This window comes from Allobosea sp. (assembly GCF_035999205.1).
Classification (GTDB): Bacteria; Pseudomonadota; Alphaproteobacteria; order Rhizobiales; family Beijerinckiaceae; genus Allobosea.
Window position 1 is genome coordinate 42971 of sequence record NZ_DASYHA010000028.1, and the last position, 16709, is coordinate 59679.

At 67.0% G+C, this 16709-nt stretch carries 19 protein-coding genes; 9 read left to right on the plus strand and 10 right to left on the minus strand.

All coding sequences use genetic code 11. The annotated features are described in order from the left end of the window. Nucleotides 1–54 precede the first annotated feature (54 nt). Together VGN82_RS26350 and acnA are read right to left on the minus strand one after the other, a co-directional pair. A complete protein-coding gene (locus VGN82_RS26350) occupies nucleotides 55–336 on the minus strand; it encodes an acyl carrier protein (protein WP_327530070.1) in 282 nt (93 codons plus the stop codon). 249 nt (nucleotides 337–585) lie between these two features. After that, nucleotides 586–3285 (minus strand): aconitate hydratase AcnA, encoded by a 2700-nt coding sequence (gene acnA / locus VGN82_RS26355; RefSeq protein WP_327530071.1) that lies wholly within the window; start codon nucleotides 3283–3285, stop codon nucleotides 586–588. A gap of 231 nt (nucleotides 3286–3516) precedes the next feature. On the opposite strand from acnA, the gene ccmA reads away from it, so the two are divergent. Next, on the plus strand, nucleotides 3517–4137 hold the full coding sequence (gene ccmA / locus VGN82_RS26360; RefSeq protein WP_327530072.1) for a heme ABC exporter ATP-binding protein CcmA: 621 nt from the start codon (nucleotides 3517–3519) through the stop codon (nucleotides 4135–4137). Beyond that, nucleotides 4134–4802 carry a heme exporter protein CcmB gene (ccmB, locus tag VGN82_RS26365; RefSeq protein ID WP_327530073.1) on the plus strand — a complete coding sequence of 223 codons (669 nt, stop codon included), beginning with the start codon at nucleotides 4134–4136 and terminating at the stop codon, nucleotides 4800–4802. The genes ccmA and ccmB overlap by 4 nt, the downstream gene beginning before the upstream one ends. Nucleotides 4803–4831: 29 nt before the next feature. Here ccmB and VGN82_RS26370 read toward each other — a convergent pair whose 3' ends face one another. Next, the gene (locus VGN82_RS26370; protein ID WP_327530074.1) at nucleotides 4832–5074 is read right to left on the minus strand and encodes a hypothetical protein; all 243 of its coding nucleotides are present in this window, start codon (nucleotides 5072–5074) and stop codon (nucleotides 4832–4834) included. A gap of 231 nt (nucleotides 5075–5305) precedes the next feature. On the opposite strand from VGN82_RS26370, the gene VGN82_RS26375 reads away from it, so the two are divergent. The 4 genes from VGN82_RS26375 (at nucleotide 5306) to VGN82_RS26390 (ending at nucleotide 7202) form a co-directional block, all read left to right on the plus strand. After that, nucleotides 5306–5545: a hypothetical protein gene (locus tag VGN82_RS26375; RefSeq protein ID WP_327530075.1), complete on the plus strand. Its 240-nt coding sequence runs from the start codon at nucleotides 5306–5308 to the stop codon at nucleotides 5543–5545. Nucleotides 5546–5656: 111 nt separating this feature from the next. Then, nucleotides 5657–6418 carry a heme ABC transporter permease gene (locus VGN82_RS26380; protein ID WP_327530076.1) on the plus strand — a complete coding sequence of 254 codons (762 nt, stop codon included), beginning with the start codon at nucleotides 5657–5659 and terminating at the stop codon, nucleotides 6416–6418. Beyond that, on the plus strand, nucleotides 6415–6588 hold the full coding sequence (gene ccmD / locus VGN82_RS26385; protein WP_327530077.1) for a heme exporter protein CcmD: 174 nt from the start codon (nucleotides 6415–6417) through the stop codon (nucleotides 6586–6588). The genes VGN82_RS26380 and ccmD overlap by 4 nt, the downstream gene beginning before the upstream one ends. Further along, entirely contained in the window at nucleotides 6585–7202 is a 618-nt protein-coding gene (locus tag VGN82_RS26390; RefSeq protein WP_327530078.1) for a DsbE family thiol:disulfide interchange protein, read from the plus strand. Before ccmD ends, VGN82_RS26390 begins: the two co-directional genes overlap by 4 nt. 11 nt (nucleotides 7203–7213) lie before the next feature. Here the strand turns inward: VGN82_RS26390 and purQ are convergent, their stop codons facing one another. From purQ to purC, 4 genes are all read right to left on the minus strand, one after another. Next, on the minus strand, nucleotides 7214–7909 hold the full coding sequence (gene purQ, locus VGN82_RS26395) for a phosphoribosylformylglycinamidine synthase subunit PurQ (RefSeq protein WP_327530079.1): 696 nt from the start codon (nucleotides 7907–7909) through the stop codon (nucleotides 7214–7216). An 87-nt stretch (nucleotides 7910–7996) separates the two neighbouring features. Next, a complete protein-coding gene (gene purS, locus VGN82_RS26400) occupies nucleotides 7997–8239 on the minus strand; it encodes a phosphoribosylformylglycinamidine synthase subunit PurS (protein WP_327530080.1) in 243 nt (80 codons plus the stop codon). Between the two features lie 82 nt (nucleotides 8240–8321). Beyond that, nucleotides 8322–8918: a hypothetical protein gene (locus VGN82_RS26405; protein ID WP_327530081.1), complete on the minus strand. Its 597-nt coding sequence runs from the start codon at nucleotides 8916–8918 to the stop codon at nucleotides 8322–8324. A 29-nt stretch (nucleotides 8919–8947) separates the two neighbouring features. Then, a complete protein-coding gene (purC, locus tag VGN82_RS26410; protein ID WP_327530082.1) occupies nucleotides 8948–9742 on the minus strand; it encodes a phosphoribosylaminoimidazolesuccinocarboxamide synthase in 795 nt (264 codons plus the stop codon). Between the two features lie 339 nt (nucleotides 9743–10081). Here purC and VGN82_RS26415 point away from each other — a divergent pair, with 339 nt between their 5' ends. Both VGN82_RS26415 and VGN82_RS26420 read left to right on the plus strand, forming a co-directional pair. After that, nucleotides 10082–10405: a DUF1476 domain-containing protein gene (locus tag VGN82_RS26415; RefSeq protein WP_327530083.1), complete on the plus strand. Its 324-nt coding sequence runs from the start codon at nucleotides 10082–10084 to the stop codon at nucleotides 10403–10405. A gap of 156 nt (nucleotides 10406–10561) precedes the next feature. Then, nucleotides 10562–11341, plus strand: a complete 780-nt coding sequence (locus VGN82_RS26420) for an HpcH/HpaI aldolase family protein (RefSeq protein WP_327530084.1) — start codon at nucleotides 10562–10564, stop codon at nucleotides 11339–11341. Between the two features lie 24 nt (nucleotides 11342–11365). Here VGN82_RS26420 and VGN82_RS26425 read toward each other — a convergent pair whose 3' ends face one another. Further along, nucleotides 11366–12007: a DNA-3-methyladenine glycosylase family protein gene (locus VGN82_RS26425; RefSeq protein ID WP_327530092.1), complete on the minus strand. Its 642-nt coding sequence runs from the start codon at nucleotides 12005–12007 to the stop codon at nucleotides 11366–11368. Nucleotides 12008–12113: 106 nt separating this feature from the next. On the opposite strand from VGN82_RS26425, the gene gluQRS reads away from it, so the two are divergent. Continuing rightward, a complete protein-coding gene (gene gluQRS, locus VGN82_RS26430) occupies nucleotides 12114–13010 on the plus strand; it encodes a tRNA glutamyl-Q(34) synthetase GluQRS (RefSeq protein ID WP_327530085.1) in 897 nt (298 codons plus the stop codon). An 11-nt stretch (nucleotides 13011–13021) separates the two neighbouring features. Here gluQRS and VGN82_RS26435 read toward each other — a convergent pair whose 3' ends face one another. Together VGN82_RS26435 and VGN82_RS26440 are read right to left on the minus strand one after the other, a co-directional pair. Next, a complete protein-coding gene (locus VGN82_RS26435) occupies nucleotides 13022–13939 on the minus strand; it encodes an AEC family transporter (RefSeq protein WP_327530086.1) in 918 nt (305 codons plus the stop codon). Between the two features lie 111 nt (nucleotides 13940–14050). Continuing rightward, a complete protein-coding gene (locus VGN82_RS26440; RefSeq protein ID WP_327530087.1) occupies nucleotides 14051–16084 on the minus strand; it encodes a M23 family metallopeptidase in 2034 nt (677 codons plus the stop codon). Nucleotides 16085–16709: the final 625 nt, after the last annotated feature.

Sequence of the window (16709 nt, forward strand, 5' to 3'; positions counted from 1 at the left end):
GGAACCGCCGTCGGCGCCTCGGGAAAGGGGCTGGGGGTATCGCTGTGGTCTGGCTCAGGCCGCTTTGGCGGCGACGAGGTCGTCGATGCGCTTGCAGAGATTCTCAAGCACGAAATACTGCTCGGCCGGGGCCTTGCCCTCGTTCACTTCCTGCGTCCACTGCTCGAGCGGCAGCTTGATGCCGAAGGCCTTGTCGATCGCGAAGGCGATGTCGAGGAAAGCGAGCGAGTCGATGCCGAGATCGGCAATGGCGTGGCTCTGGGGCGTGATCTTCTCGCGAGGAATGTCGCAGGTCTCTGAAATGATTCCGGCGACCGTCTCGAAAGTGGCGGACATGCGGGTGCTCCCGTCGTGATGATGGAGGCGGACGACATCCGGGCGCGGGTGTTAGCCCTGCGCCTGCCCCAAGCCCCCCGCCAAAGGATGACTGTGACGCCCCCTTACACCGCGAGGGGGAAGAGGACAACCTTGCGCGCCGACACGGGCGTCATGACCGAGGCTGGCCCGGCCATGTCCGGGACGCGCTTCTCTCGAAAGAAATCCCGGGTCCGCGCAGGCGCGGCCCGGGATTGACGGCGTTATGGCCTACGCGGCGATGCCGCGCAGGACGTAGTGCAGGATGCCGGCGTTCTTGAAGTAGTCGATCTCGTCCAGCGTATCGATGCGGCAGAGAATCGGCACATTCTTCACCGTGCCGTCGGCATAGGTGATCTCGGCTTCCAGCATCTGGCGCGGCTTCACCGTCGCGAGGCCCTTGATGGAGACGGTCTCGTCACCCTTCAGGTCAAGCGAGGCCCAGCTGGTGCCTTCCTGCAGGGTGAAGGGGACCACGCCCATGCCGACCAGGTTCGAGCGGTGGATGCGCTCGAAGCTCTGGGCGATCACGGCCTTGACGCCGAGCAGGTTGGTGCCCTTCGCGGCCCAGTCGCGCGACGAGCCGTTGCCGTATTCCACGCCGGCGAAGATTACCAGCGGCACCTTCTCCTGCTGGTAGCGCATCGAGGCGTCGTAGATCGGCAGCTCTTCCTTGGACGGGTAGTGGATGGTGTAGCCGCCCTCGCGCCCGTTCGGGCCGAGCATGTGGTTGCGGATGCGGATATTGGCGAAGGTGCCGCGCATCATCACCTCATGATTGCCGCGCCGCGTGCCGTACTGGTTGAAGTCCGCGACCGCGACGCCATGCTCGGTGAGGTAGGCGCCGGCGGGCGAGGCCGCCTTGATCGAACCGGCCGGGGAGATGTGGTCGGTGGTGATCTTGTCGCCGAACAGGCCGAGGATGCGCGCACCCTTGATGTCGGTGACCGGCGCCGGCTGCTTGCCCATGCCCTGGAAATAGGGCGGGTTCTGCACATAGGTCGAGGCGTCGTCCCAGGCATAGGTCTCGCTGGTCGGCGCGTTGACGGCCTGCCAATGCGCGTCGCCCTTGAAGACGTCGGCATATTTCGTCTCGAACATCTGGCGGGTGACGTTCTGCTGGATGAAGGTCTGGATCTCCTTGTTGGAGGGCCAGATGTCCTTCAGGTAGACGTCCTTGCCGTCCGAGCCCGTGCCGATCGGCTGGGTCGTCAGGTCCATCTGGACCGAGCCGGCGAGCGCGTAGGCGACCACCAGCGGCGGCGAGGCGAGGTAGTTCGCCTGCACATCCGGCGAGACGCGGCCCTCGAAGTTGCGGTTGCCGGAGATGACGGCGCCCGCGATCAGGCCCTTCTCGTTGATCGTCTTCGAGATCGGCGCCGGCAGCGGGCCGGAATTGCCGATGCAGGTGGTGCAGCCGAAGCCGACCAGGTTGAAGCCGAGCTTGTCGAGATCGGTCTGGAGGCCGGACTTGGCCAGATATTCGGCGACGACCTGCGAGCCGGGGGCCAGCGAGGTCTTCACCCAGGGCTTCACCGTGAGGCCCTTGGCGACCGCATTGCGAGCGAGCAGGCCCGCCGCCATCAGCACCGAGGGATTCGAGGTGTTGGTGCAGGAGGTGATGGCGGCGATGACGACGTCACCATGGCCGAGATCGAAATCCTCACCCTCGACCTGCACGCGGCGGGCGATCTCGCCGCCCTTCTTGTAGTCGGTATCCATCGCGGCGGCGAAGCCGGCCTTGACGGCCGAGAGGTCGACGCGGCCCTCGGGGCGCTTCGGGCCGGCCATCGAGGGCTGGACCGAGCCGAGGTCGAGCTCGAGCGTGTCGGTGAAGACCGGATCGGCCGTCTCGCGGGTGGCGAAGAGGCCCTGAGCCTTGCTGTAGGCCTCGACCAGCGCGATGCGATCCGACTTTCGGCCCGTCGTGGTCAGGAAGTCGATCGTCTCGGAATCGACCGGGAAGAAGCCGCAGGTCGCACCGTATTCCGGGCCCATATTGGCGATGGTCGCGCGGTCGGCGAGCGTCAGATTGTAGAGGCCGGGGCCGAAGAACTCGACGAACTTTCCGACGACGCCCTTCTTGCGCAGCATCTGCGTGACGGTCAGCACGAGGTCGGTGGCGGTGATGCCTTCCTTGAGTGCGCCGGTCAGCTTGAAGCCGATGACCTCGGGCAGCAGCATCGACTGCGGCTGGCCGAGCATCGCGGCTTCCGCTTCGATGCCGCCGACGCCCCAGCCGAGAACGGCGAGACCGTTGACCATGGTGGTGTGCGAATCGGTACCGACGACGGTGTCGGGATAGGCGACCTCGACCTCCTTGCCGTCGATGACCTCGTTACGGGTCCAGACGGTCTGGGCGAGATATTCGAGGTTCACCTGGTGGCAGATGCCGGTGCCGGGCGGGACGACGCGGAAATTGTCGAAGGCGCCCTGACCCCATTTCAGGAACTTGTAGCGCTCCTCGTTGCGCTGATACTCGAGCTCGACATTCTGCGCGAGCGCCTTCGGCGTGCCGAACTCGTCGACGATGACCGAATGGTCGATGACGAGATCGACGGGCACGAGCGGGTTGATCTTCTGCGGGTCGCCGCCGAGCGCCTTGACGCCGTCACGCATCGCGGCGAGGTCGACGACCGCGGGAACGCCGGTGAAGTCCTGCATCAGCACGCGGGCCGGGCGGAAACCGATCTCCTTGCCGGCCTTGCCCTTGTCGGTCAGCCAGCCGACGAAAGCCTCGATGTCGGCCTTGTAGACCGAGCGGCCATCCTCGAAACGGAGCAGGTTCTCGAGCAGCACCTTCATCGAGAAGGGCAGCTTGGAAATGCCGGCCAGGCCGTTCTGTTCGGCGAGGGGCAGGGAGTAATATTCATAGGTCTTGTCGCCGACAGTCAGTGTCTGGCGGCATTTGAATGAGTCGAGCGAAGCCATGCGGGCTGATCCTGATAAGGGGTTGCGGTCGCGAGCCGACAGACGCCTTGCGGTATCGCCGGATCGAAGGCCTAATGCGCATGACGCGCGCGCCGCCCCGGGAGTGCCCGAGCCCCGCGCCGGATCGGCGTGCGGCGTAGCCACGGGTTCTATAGAGCAATTCCAAGAAGCCCGCTACATGAACGAAGCGCATCCCAGACCTGACCTGACGCCCCGGAAGACGCTTCGGCCTTGACGCAATTTTCGTTCCCGAAACTCGCCATCGAAGCCGGAAATCTCGCCTGCCGCCGCGGTGGGCGCCTGATCTTCGAGGGGCTCGCCTTTCGTCTGGGCACCGGCGAGGCGATCGCGCTGACCGGGCGCAACGGTGCCGGCAAGTCGAGCCTGCTCGCGATGCTGTGCGGGCGGCTGCGGCCTGACGCCGGGACGATCCGGATCGACGGCGCGCCCGAGATCGCGCCGATTGAACTCAGCCATGTCGTCGGCCATCGCGACGGGCTGAAGACGGCGCTGACCGCGCAGGAGAACCTCGCCTTCGCGCAAGCCCTCCTCGGCGACGTTGCGCTTTCGCCGGCGGAGGCGCTGGCTGTCGTCGGGCTGCCGCATGTCGCGGCGCTGCCGGTCGGCTATCTTTCCGCCGGCCAGCGCCGGCGCGTCGCACTGGCCCGGCTCCTGGTGTCGCGGCGGCCGTTCTGGCTGCTCGACGAGCCGATGTCGGCGCTCGACCTCGCGGCGCAGGACATGCTGAGCGGCCTGATGCGGGCGCATCTGGCCGACGGCGGCGCGATCCTGGCCGCGACGCATGGCCCGCTCGGGCTGGACGGTGCGCGCGAATTGAGGATCGGCCCGTGAGCCGCGCCTTCCTTGCGATACTCCGGCGCGATCTCGCTCTCGCCTCGCGCGCCGGCGGCGGCGGCGAACTCGCGCTCGTCTTCTTCCTGACCATCGTCGTTTTGGTGCCCTTCGCGCTCGGGCCGGATCTGAATCTGCTCTCGCGAATCGGGCCGGCCATCCTCTGGCTCGGAGCGTTGCTGTCGATGCTGATCGGCCTGGACAGGCTGTTCCAGGCGGATGAGGAGGATGGCTCGCTGGACCTGATCCGCGCATCGATGCTGCCGCTTGAGCTCGCCGTGCTGGCCAAGGGGCTGGCGCATTGGTTGACGACGGGGCTGCCGTTGGCGCTCGCGGCGCCGCTGCTCGGGCTCCTGGTCGCGTTGCCGGGCGAGGCGATGCTGCCCGTCGCGGCGACGCTGCTGGTCGGGACGCCCGCCTTGAGCTTCATCGGCGCGGCCGGCGCCGCGCTGACCGCCGGTTTGAGGCGTGGTGGGCTGATCCTGCCCGTGCTGGTCGCGCCACTGACGGTGCCGGTGCTGATCTTCGGCGTCTCGGCCGCGAACGCCGCACTGGGCGGGACGATCCCGTTCAGCACGCCCTTTCTGATCCTGTGTGCGCTGTCGCTCGCCGCGATCGTCATTGGCACGCTCGCCGCGGCAACGGCGTTGCGGCAAGGCGAATAAGCGCCGGAATCGATCAGATATCGGCCGCTTCAGGCCGATGTGATCTCGCGGGCCTCGGCATGCTGCGGGCCGAACTCGACCGCGCAGCCATATTGATTGCCGAGCCGTGCGACCGCCGCGGCGATGTCTTCGAGACGGATTTCAGGAACGGGATGCTTGCGGCGGATCGCTTCCGCTGTCGCGTAGACGTCGAGGATGCGGGATTCGTTCGTCTGCGAACGGATGGCCATCTCGACCTCGCGCTGGATTTCGGTCGACAGACGCTCGGGCATGGCTAGTCCTCCTCGAAACGCGGCCACACTATCCGATCCGTTACGAAAAGCAAGGTCGAAATGACCAAATCACTAACAATATCAATTAGTTAGTAGTTTGCGTCAACGCCCGCTCAGCCGCTGCTCCATCATCATAGGCATAAAGCCACAGGCACTGTCGGTCTTGTTTCTGCACAAAATGCGCTTACGTTGCCACTTACTCATTTGGCGGTATCAGGCAGGGGCCAACGGATGGCGGAGCTGGAACGGGCCGAGCGTCTCCAAATCATGTTGAGTCCGAGTGAGTTGAGGGCGCTGGAGGATTTTCGCTTCGACAAGCGGATGCCCAGTCGCGCAGCGGCTGTACGGGAGCTTCTGCGCCGCGGGCTTGCAGCTGAGGGCTTTGCCGTCGCGGGCGAGGGCATCCGCTCGCAGGATTTCGGCGTGGTCGACCCGATCGAGAAAAAGGGCACGTCGGGCAGCGAGGCGTGAGGCCAGGCGTCCGCGATGTCGCATGGTCCGCAAGCACATTGCTGCCGAAGGCGCGCATTGATAAAGCTGCGGCGGCAGCTGTGGGGGCAGCCCCGAGCATGATGCGATGACATGGCTGGCCTGATCGATCTCGCGAATCCGACGCGCTTCATGCGCCTAGCCGCCCTGTTGCTGCCCTGGCTTGTCGGCGCGGCCGCGGTGTTGCTGGCGGTCGGCTTCTATCTTGCCTGGTTCGTCGCCCCCGCCGACTACCAGCAGGGCGAAACCATCCGCATCATGTTCGTGCATGTGCCGGCCGCCTGGCTCGCACTGATGTTCTATTCGGTGATGTCGCTCTCGGCGCTCGGCACGCTGGTCTGGAGGCATCCGCTCGCGGACGTCGCGCAGAAGGCGGCCGCGCCGATCGGTGCAGGCTTCGCGCTGATCTGCCTTCTTACCGGCGCCTTCTGGGGCAAGCCGATGTGGGGCACGTACTGGGTCTGGGATGCGCGATTGACCTCGGTGCTGGTGCTCTTCCTGATCTATCTCGGCATCATGGCGCTGTGGCGCACGCTGGACGAGCCCTCGCGAGCGGGGCGCGCGGTCGCGATCCTGACCCTGGTCGGTTTCGTCAACGTGCCGATCATCAAGTTTTCGGTCGATTGGTGGAACACGCTGCATCAGCCGGCCTCGGTCCTGCGGATGGGCGGGCCGACGATCCATCCCTCGATGCTCTGGCCGCTGCTGATCCTCGCCACGGGCTTCACCTGCCTGGCGCTGGCGCTGCATCTCGGCGCGATGCGGGCCGAAATCATGCGCCGGCGCGTGCGGACGCTGACGATCCTCGAGGCCGAGCGGCTCGACCGGCTCGCGACCCAGGGTTCGCCGGCATGAGCAGCCTCGGGCCGCATGCCGGCTTCATCCTGGCGTCCTACGCCGCCGTGGTCGTCGTGCTCGGCGGGCTGATATTGGCCGTCATCCTCGATCATCGGGCGCAGAAGCGGGCGCTGGCGGATCTGGAGCAGCGCGGCGCAGGCCGTCGCTCGGAGCGGCGAACCTCATGAGCCAGGTCGATCATCAAATCGAGGACCCCGTGGAGGAGGCGCCTCGCCGGCGTTCGCCGCTGATCTTCCTCGTGCCGCTGATCCTGTTTGGGGTGCTGGCGCTGGTCTTCGCGGCGGGCCTGTTTTCCGGCGACAAGAGCAAGGTGCCGTCCGCCCTGATCGGCCGGCCGGCGCCTGCGATCACGCTGACCGCCCTCGAGGGGCTGCAGCGGGATGGACAGCCCGTGCCCGCCTTCGGCATGGCCGATCTCGCGGCGGGGCGAGCTACGATCGTCAATGTCTTTGCGAGCTGGTGCGCACCGTGCCGGGTCGAACACCCGTTCCTGGTCGCGCTCGCGGACGCGCCGGCCGTGAAGGCGGGCAAGGTCGCGGTCGTCGGGCTGAACTACAAGGACGAGGCCGAGAACGCGCGGCGCTTTCTCGGCGCGCTCGGCAACCCCTATTCCGCCGTCGGCGTCGATCGGGCGGGACGTGCAGCGATCGAATGGGGCGTCTATGGCGTGCCCGAGACCTTCGTCATCGGGCCGGACGGACGTATTCTTGAAAAGCATGTCGGGGCGCTGGACGCGACCTCCGCCGGCAAGCTCCTGGCGCGGGCGACGGCTGCCCGCTGATCAGGCCGCTTTCAGGCAGCCTTCTTGCCGCCCACCAGGCTGGCGAACAAGCCGCGCCCATCGGTGCCGCCGGTCAGCGAATCGATCAGATTCTCGGGGTGGGGCATCAGGCCGAGCACGTTGAAGCCGGGCGAGTAGATGCCGGCGATCCCGTTGAGCGAGCCGTTGGGATCCGCCTCCTTCGTGACCTTGCCCTGGGCGTCGGCATAGCGGAAGGCGACGAGCCCCTCGCCCTCGAGCCGCGCCAGCGTCTCGGGATCGGCGGTGTAGTTGCCTTCGCCATGGGCGATGCAGACATCGATGACCTGACCCTTGGCATAAGCGCTGGCAAAGGGGGTATCGTTGCGCTCGACCGTCAGGTGCTGGCGGCGGCAGACGAATTTCAGATCGGCATTGCGCATCAGGATGCCCGGCAGGAGCCCAGCCTCGCAGGCGATCTGGAAGCCGTTGCAGATGCCCAGCACATAGCCGCCGCGGGCGGCATGGGCGCGAGTCGCGTCCATGATGTGGGCGCGCCCGGCAATGGCGCCGGTGCGCAGGTAATCGCCGTAGGAGAAGCCGCCGGGCAGCACGACGAGGTCGGTGCCGGCAGGGAGCTCGGTGTCGGCGTGCCAGACATGGGCGACGCTCGCGCCGGCCTGCTTCAGCGCCTTGGCGACGTCGCCGTCGCGGTTCGAGCCGGGAAAGGTGATGACGGCGGCTTTCACGGGCGGATGCTCCTGGGCTTGCGGTCGCGGCGGCGGGCGGCGTGGACGATCGTCTTGCGGGCCGAAGCCCGGATCACACGCGCGGGCTCAGGCGCCGATCTCGACGCGGTAGTTCTCGATCACGGTGTTGGCGAGCAGCTTCTCGCAGGCATCCTTGAGCGCGCTTTCGGCGGCAGCCTTGTCCGCGCCGGCGAGCTCGATGTCGAAGACCTTGCCCTGGCGGACCGAGCCGATGCCGTCGATGCCGAGGGATTTCAGCGCACCCTCGATCGCCTTGCCCTGCGGATCGAGCACGCCGGTCTTGAGGGTGACGGTGACGCGGGCTTTCATGGGGATCTCCGGACGAGCGTTGTGGGGGTGCCTTAGCGGCGAATCGGCTCAGGCTCAACCTTTTCGCGCCGTTTCACGTGAATCAGCGGCTGCGCCATGCGGCCACCGCATCGCGACGCGCTGCCTCGGCGTCCTCGGCGACGGCCAGCGCGACGACGAGGCGGTCGCCTTCGCGGCCGCGCAGGATGGCGGTCGTGGCGCTCTTGCCGGACGAGCCCTTGGCGCGGATTTCGACCAGGATGCCGGGGACGCCCTCTGCTTCGAAACGCGAGACGGTGGTGGTGCTCTTGGCCGGTCGCTTCGACCCGGATTTCGGGCGGCTGCGCTGGTCATCCTCCGGAGGCTTCGAGAACAGGCGGGCGAGGCTCGCCGGGTCGGCCTTGAGCGCCTGATCTATTTTCGCGGCTTCGCTGCCCGAAAAGGCGATGACCGAGGCGAAGCCCTGCCTGATACAGGCGTCGCGCGGACAGAACACCATGGTCCGCGCTTCGAGGCCGTCATTCAGGACCCAGGTTCCGATCGGCAGGGGCTCCCAACCCTGCGACGCCGGCAGTTCCGCCATGCCGAGGCCGAACTGGCTGGCGCAGCCGGTCACCAGCAGGGCTAATCCGGCCAGCAGGGACGCGACATGGAAACGGGAGCGCAGGCGCTCCCGTTTCCATGTCGGCGATGACGTCATGCCGGAGCCCATAGCGCCGGTCGCTTGGCTTACTGGACCAGCCGGGGGCCGGTCGGGCCGGCCTTCTCGTTCTCGCCGAGAATGCCGAGGCGGCGCGCCACTTCGGTATAGGCCTCGATCAGCCCGCCCATGTCGCGGCGGAAGCGGTCCTTGTCGAGCTTGTCCTTGGACTTGATGTCCCAGAGCCGGCAGGAATCGGGGCTGATCTCGTCGGCGACGACGATGCGCATCATCTCGCCTTCCCAGAGGCGGCCGCACTCCATCTTGAAGTCGACGAGGCGGATGCCGGCGCCGAGGAAGAGGCCGGAGAGGAAGTCGTTGACGCGGATGGCGAGCGCCATGATGTCGTCGATTTCCTGCGGCGTCGCCCAGCCGAAGGCCGTGATGTGCTCTTCCGAGACCATCGGGTCGTTCAGCGCGTCATTCTTATAATAGAACTCGATGATCGAGCGCGGCAGCTGCGTGCCCTCTTCGAGCCCGAGCCGGGTCGAGAGCGAGCCGGCGGCGACGTTGCGCACGACGACCTCGAGCGGAATGATCTCGACCTCTCGGATGAGCTGCTCGCGCATGTTCAGCCGGCGGATGAAATGCGTGGGGACGCCGATATCGTTCAGGTTCGAGAAGATGTGCTCGCAGATGCGGTTGTTGAGCACGCCCTTGCCGTCGATCACTTCGTGCTTCTTGGCGTTGAAGGCGGTGGCGTCATCCTTGAAGTGCTGGATCAGCGTACCGGGCTCGGGTCCCTCATAGAGGACCTTCGCCTTGCCTTCGTAGATGCGACGGCGGCGATTCATTGGGATGTACCGTGGCTTGAGGAAATCCAAAGGTCGGCCTTTCTCTGGACGCAGGTTACCCTGCGGCGGGATCTGGGCCCCTGATCAACCGGTACGGCATGAATCCGCGCTGATTCCGATCTGGTTTGGAATCAGCGTAGACCGCGCGGCCGCCCGGCTCAATGTTCAGGCTAGCGTCGAGGCCGCCTGATTGCCCGCTATATGGCCCTTCTGCACTGCAAACGCAACAAACCGGTCCGGGTTTGGTGCGGCAGCGCCCCTCCCTCGCTCCGCAATCCGGACTGGCCTCGCGTGGCGCGGCATCCTATATGGCAGCGATATGCCTTCCCGAGCCCTTCCAGGCCGTGCCCCGCGAGAGGACTTAACCGCATGACCACCTTCGATCAGCGCAAGGATGCCTTCGAGAACAAGTTCGCCCTCGACGAGGAGCTGCGCTTCAAGGCGACGGCGCGGCGCAACAAGCTGCTCGGCCTGTGGGCCGCCGAGAAGCTCGGCAAGAGCGGCGCCGACGCGGAAGCCTATGCGAAGGCGGTCGTGGTTGCCGATTTCGAGGAAGCCGGCGACGAGGACGTCGTGCGCAAGGTCAAGGGCGATTTCGCCAGTGCCGGCGTCGGGGTCTCGGATGAAGAGATCCGGCGCGTGATGACGGACCTGCTGATCAAGGCGGCCGAGGAAATCCAGGCCGGCCGCTGAGCCAGACGAGGCGAGCGATACGGCTCGCCTGAAAAACGCAGGGCGTGATTGAAGCGGGCGCATGGGCGCCCGTTTGCATTTTTGCCCCGGCCCGGTCCAACGTGGTGCACCCGCCTCGCTATCCCAAGTGCGGGCCTGCAACGGATGAAACGCGCCATGGCCACACAGACCGTCCTGTCCTCGCTCGCCGACCGCCTCGCCAAGGGCGACACGATCGTATCGGCCTGGTGCGGCCTGCCCGAGCCGGGCATCGCCGGCCTGCTGGCACGGGCGAATTTCGACGCCGTCACGCTCGATATGCAGCATGGCCCGATCACGCTGGGCGAGGTCATCAGGGCCGTGCCGCTGATCAACGCCGCCGGCAAGCCGGCGCTGGCGCGCATCGCGGTCGGCGAGTTTCAGAATGTCTCGCGCCTGTTCGATGCCGGCGTCTCCGGCGTGATCGCGCCGATGATCAACACGATGGACGACGCCCGAACCTTCGCGGCGTACTCCAAGTATCCGCCGATGGGCGAGCGGAGCTGGGGCAGCTATGGCGGGCTCGGTGCCTCGGGCCTCGACCAGAACGGCTATCTGCGCGAGGCGAACCGTTTCTCGCTGTCTTTCGCGATGATCGAGACGCGCGAGGCGATGGCGATCCTCGACGACATCCTGGCGCTCGACGGCATCGATGCCGTCTTCGTCGGCCCCTCCGATCTCTCGATCGCGCTGTCGGGCGGCAAGCAGGTCAATGCGCTCTCGGGCGAGGTCGACCAGGCGATCCGCCATATCATCGCGCGGGCCTCCGCGGCGGGTAAGCCGGTCGCGATCTACGCGCAGTCCGGCGAGCGCGCCAAGGCCTTCCTCGACATGGGCGCGAAGCTCGTCACCGTGATGAGCGACAGCGCCTTCCTGCGCAGCGCCGCCGATGCCGCGCTGAAGCTGGTCGGGCGCTGAAGGCCTCTTCGCGGCGCCGGAGCGTCAGGCGTTGATGCCCTCGCGGGACTTGAGCGCCGCGTAATAGGCCCAGAGCAGGCGAGCGGCGACGCCTCGCCAGGGGCGCCAGCCCTCCGCCAAGGCCTCCAGTTCGATCGCCCGCGGTCGCGCGGGCAGGCCGAAGGCGACCCGCGCCGCTTCCTGGATGGCGAGATCGCCGGCCGCGAAGCCGTCGCGATGGCCAAGGCAGAACAGCAGATAGATGTCCGCGGTCCAAGGCCCGATTCCCGAGACCGCGGTCATCCGCGCATGGACCTGCTCGGGCGTCGCCGTTTCCAGCGTCTCGAGGGCGAGCTCCCCCCCGGCAATGGCGGCGGCGACAGCGCGCATGGTGCGCTGCTTCGGCCGTGAAAGGCCCGACAGCCGCATTTCGTCGTCCGTGGCGGCGAGGACGCGCTCCGGCGTCAGCGGAGCCAGCACGGATTCGACGCGCGCCAAGACTGCGCGGGCGCTCGCGACCGAGAGCTGCTGCGAGACGATGATCGCGGCAAGCCCGGCAAAGCCGCCGTCGCGTCGGCGCAGCGGGGGAACGCCGGTCCGATCGATGATTGCGGTCCAATGCGGATGGAGCAGGCGCAGCGCCGCCATGCCCTCCTCGAGATCCGCATTGCAGGTGATTCTGTGCATCATGCGCTCAGCAAGACCAATCCATCGTCGAACGGCGACAGGAGCGCTGCCGTCCCTGCCGGATTCGTCGCTTGGCCACTATCGACTCCGATTCTAGACAAGGCGCATGGCGTCGTCTCCTTCCGAATCCGCGCGGCCGGTCCTTCGCTTCGCGCCCAGTCCGAATGGACGGCTGCATCTCGGGCACGCGCTGTCGGCGTTGACCAATGAACGCTTCGCGGCGCGGCTGGGTGGACGGCTGCTGCTGCGCATCGAGGATATCGATCGCGAGCGCTGTACGCCGGCGCTGGAGCAGGCGCTTCGCGACGATCTCGCCTGGCTGGGAATCGGCTTCGAGCCGCAGGTCAGGCGCCAGTCGGAGCATTTCGACGATTATGCCGTCGCGCTCGACCAACTCCGCCGCCGAGGCCTGCTTTATCCCTGCTTCTGTTCGCGCCAGCAGGTGCGGATAGCGGTGGCGGCGCAGGAGGCAGCATCCGGTCGGGTTTGGCCGACCGACCCGGATGGCGCACCGCTCTATCCGGGGACCTGCCGTGCCCTTGGACCGGCGGAAGCCCAGGCGCGTATCGCGGCCGATGAACCGCATGTGCTGCGCCTCGACATGCAGCGGGCCCTGGCGATTGCGGGCGACGACATTTCCTATGTCGTGATCGACGAGGCGGGGCAGGGCCGTGCCGTGCAGGCCCGGCCGGCGCGCTGGGGCGACGTCGTGCTGGCGCGCCGGGAGGTTCCGACCAGCTATCACCTGTCGGTCGTGGTCGACGATGCGCTGCAGGGCGTGAGCCATGTCGTGCGCGGGCGCGATCTCGAGGCCGCAACCGACATCCATGCGCTGCTGCAGCGGCTGCTCGGCCTGCCGACGCCGCTCTATCACTTCCATGAGCTGCTGGCCGACGAGACCGGCCGCAAGCTCTCGAAGAGCCGACAGTCTGAAAGCCTGGCGGATCTGCGGACGCAGGGCGCCACTCCGGCGGCGCTCCGCAGGAGGCTCGGTTTCGCTTGAGCGGGGGCGGCTCAGCCGACGCCGAGCCAGTTCAGCCAGGCTGCGGTGGTGAAGAGCGAAATCAGGGTTGAGAGTGTGATCGCGCTCGAGGCATCGGCAATGCCCTGCCTGTAGCGCTCGGCGAAGAGATAGGCGTTGATGCCGCAGGGGCAGGCGGCGAAGAGCACGGCGACACCGGACCAGTGGGCCGGCATGTCGAAGACGCGGGTCGCCAGCAGATAGACGATCAAGGGGTGCAGGCCGAGCTTGAGGGTGCTGAGCGCGACCGGCAGGCCGAGGCCCGATTCCAGCCCATAGCGGCGCATGCTGATGCCGAGGCTGATCAGGGCGCAGGGCACGGCGGCATTGGCGATCAGGTCGATCAAGGTCCAGAACGGCGCCGGCAGCTGGTCGACGACGGGGCGGGCGAGCGTGCCGAGAATGATGCCGATGATGATCGGGTGCGTGAAGAGCCGCCGAAACAGCATCGCCATCGAGGCGCTGCGGCCTTCCGCCAGCAGCGTCGCGATCGTCATCGTCACCGGCAGGTGGACGGCCAGCAACAGGCCGAGCGGCACTGCGCCAGCATCGCCATAGGCCTTCAGGATCATCGGCACGCCGACGAAAACGGTGTTGGACTGCGCGGCAGCGAAGCCCGAGACGACGAGCTCCGGCCCCTTACGCGCGAAGAAGCGGCTCGCGATCAGCATGGCGAGCGCCCAGACGATGGTCAGCCCGGTGAAATAGGCGATCCAGTAGCCCCAGGGCTGGGTCTGCGGAATGTCGGCCTTGGCCAGCGTCCGGAACAGCAGGCAGGGCACCGCCAGCACGAATACGAAATCCGAGAGGCCTTCGCCGGTGGTCTCGCGCAGCAGCCTCGTCCAGCGCGCGACATAGCCGAGCGCGATCAGGCCGAAGACGGGCAGGACGACGAGAAGGGCGGCGAGCATGGGCGCGGCACCGGTGCGACGAAAGGATGACAGTCTGGCGGTGTGCGGTTAGAGCCCGGATGTCAAGCCGTGAGAGCGGGCCGGGGCGCCCTTTGGGCTCCCGCCATGCGCTCAGCGCAACTGTGCGACCGTGCCGCCGGCGCGCTCGATCAGGCCCTGGATCTCGTCGCGCTGGCGCTTGAACTCGGCCAGGGTCGTTCCCTGGAGTTCGCGGCCACGGGGCACGCGGATCTTCATCGGATTGACGAAGTTGCCGTTGACCTTGACCTCATAGTGAAGATGCGGACCGGTCGAGAGGCCGGTCGAGCCGAGATAGCCGATGACCTGACCCTGGCGGACTTTCGCGCCCGGCTCGATGCCCTTGGCGAAGTTCGACTGGTGCGAATAGGTCGTCACATAGCCGTTGGCGTGCTGGATCACCGTGTGCTTGCCATAGCCCGAGGACCAGCCGGCCTCGAGCACGGTGCCGTTGCCTGCGGCCAGGATCGGCGTGCCGATGCGATTGGCCCAGTCCACGCCGGTATGCATCTTCGAATAGCGCATGATCGGGTGGTAGCGCATGCCGAAGCCCGAGCGCATTTCTGCATCGGCGATCGGCTTGCGCAGCAGGAACTTCTTCAGCGACTTGCCTTCCTCGTCGAAGTACTCGATCAACCCGTCCTCGGGCGCCTGGTAGCGGAAGACGCGGCGCGTCTCGCCGCCAATGGTCAGCGACGCCGAGAGAATCTCGCCGCGCTCGCCTTCGTCGTCTTCGGTGAAGATGACTTCGAGGTTGTCGCCGCCGCGGACGCGCTGCTGGAAATCGAGGTCGTAGGAGAAGATGCGGACAAGCTCGTCGATCATCGGCCGAGGCAGGTCGTGCCGCATGCCGGTTTCGTAGAGGCTTTCATAGAGACGAGCGCCGCTGCCGCCCTCCTCATCATCCTCCTCATCCTCGTCGGTGTTCTTCCGCTGCGGCCGCTGCGGGCTGGCCAGCTCCTGCCTCGGCAGGTTGACGGATACGAACTGGCCCCTGTCGTTGATGGCGACCGTGCCGTCGGGCTGGCCGTTGGTGAGAAGCGAGACGCGGACGATCTGGCGCGGGTCGCCCGGATTGAGCGCCGGAGCGTAGAGAGCCTGCAGCACCTGGCCGTCGGGAAGGGCCGCCGTGCGCACCCGGCCGCCGAAGGCCTGCATCATGCCGCGGATCTGGTCGGGCGCGGCGCCGGCGCCGCGCATCACGGATTCGAAATTCTCGCCACGCTTGGCCAGCAGCAGCTTTTCCTCGACGAGCGGCTCGCGCGAAGCGGCGATTGGTGTCTTGGGTGCGTTGGTGACGTTCTCGGGAACGACCCGGACCTCGATCCCCGAGAAACGCGTCGTGTCGGCCGGGGGCGCATAGGAAAGCAGATCGCTGCCGGGGCTGGTCACATTGCCCAGGGTACGGCTCAGCATCAGCTGCGGCGGAATCGGCAGGGGGCGCTGGCGCCCGGTCGCTGCAAGATTCGCCCGCTCCTCCTCGATCTGGGTGATGACCTCGGCATCGCCGAGCTGAGCCTTGCCCGGCGCGATCACGATATCGGCCAGCTCACGCTTGACGATGGTGACGTCGGCATCGGGCATTTCGAGGATCGGTTCGGCATAGCGCTCATTCGGCTGTCCGCCTTCGGCGAAGAGGCGCAGCGGGTTGAACGGCGGGATGTTGGTGGCATAGACGCCCGTGGTCAGCGACAGGCTGGAGGCGAGCCGTACGAAGGGGCGGACTCGAATCACTTCTCGGTTGCCGACGCGCTGTGACATCGGGGCTCGCACGGAATGGCGCGCGGCCATCACGGGCTGATCGGCGACGAGCTTGTCGGCCTTGCGGGCGCCGCCGCCGTCGCCGGCCGCGGAAGAGGCCCGGGCCGCCACCGTTTCCGGCTGTTCCGGAAAGCTGGTGTCACCACGCATCGCGACCAGGATCGCGGCGCCGAGAAGCGCCGCGCCACACGAGCCGACCAGGGCGCAGGCGGCGAGCCAGCGCAGCGAAACGCCGCGCCGGTCGAGCGGTTGCTGGCTTGCGCCAGCGGGCTGGATCGGCGGCTCGATCCCGAGATCGACCAGCAGCGCTGCCGCCTCGGGGGCGAGCGGCTCGGCTGGTGTGTTGAACTCGGGGTGGGCGTTCATCGTGAGGCGTCTTGGGATCCTGAGACGACGATCCCGGGCGCGATGAGCCCGGAAGCATTCTGAGCGAACGAGCCTCGGCGCTGTGTCCTTGGCCTGAGAAGCCGGACAACGGCATTCCCGATGGGCGGCCCTCCTTCCGGAAGGCGTCCTCCGAGACCATGCCTGTGTCCCCGGCTGGAATCAATCCGGATGCCGGTCTGGGAGCTCCTGTGGCCGGCGAATGCGGCTGTTTGCGGGCGCGGCCTCGTCTCGACACCGGCCGGGACGAATCCGCTTTTGCCGGACAGGCCACGAAGCGGCGCTACGAGTGTAGCGTCAGATCGCTTCATTCCGGAGCTGCCCAGGGGCTGAGGACCCGCGGAGGAGTCCCGAGCACGTTATAACCCGCCGCCCGACGCGCGCGCACGTATATAGAAGTCCGAAATCCCGCAGAAATGCCGGCAAGGAGGGGTGTCGCGAAGATTGTCGAAAAACTTTCAAAAAGGCTGTTGACTTGGTCCGGGGGGTCCGCCTATAAACCGCCCATCGAGACGGCGCCGCCGCTGAGCGGCGCCTCTTCTGCGCTTCACTGGAACGCCAGGCTGTGACGCCGACTTGCTCGGCCGAATGCCTGTCTCTGCTGAGG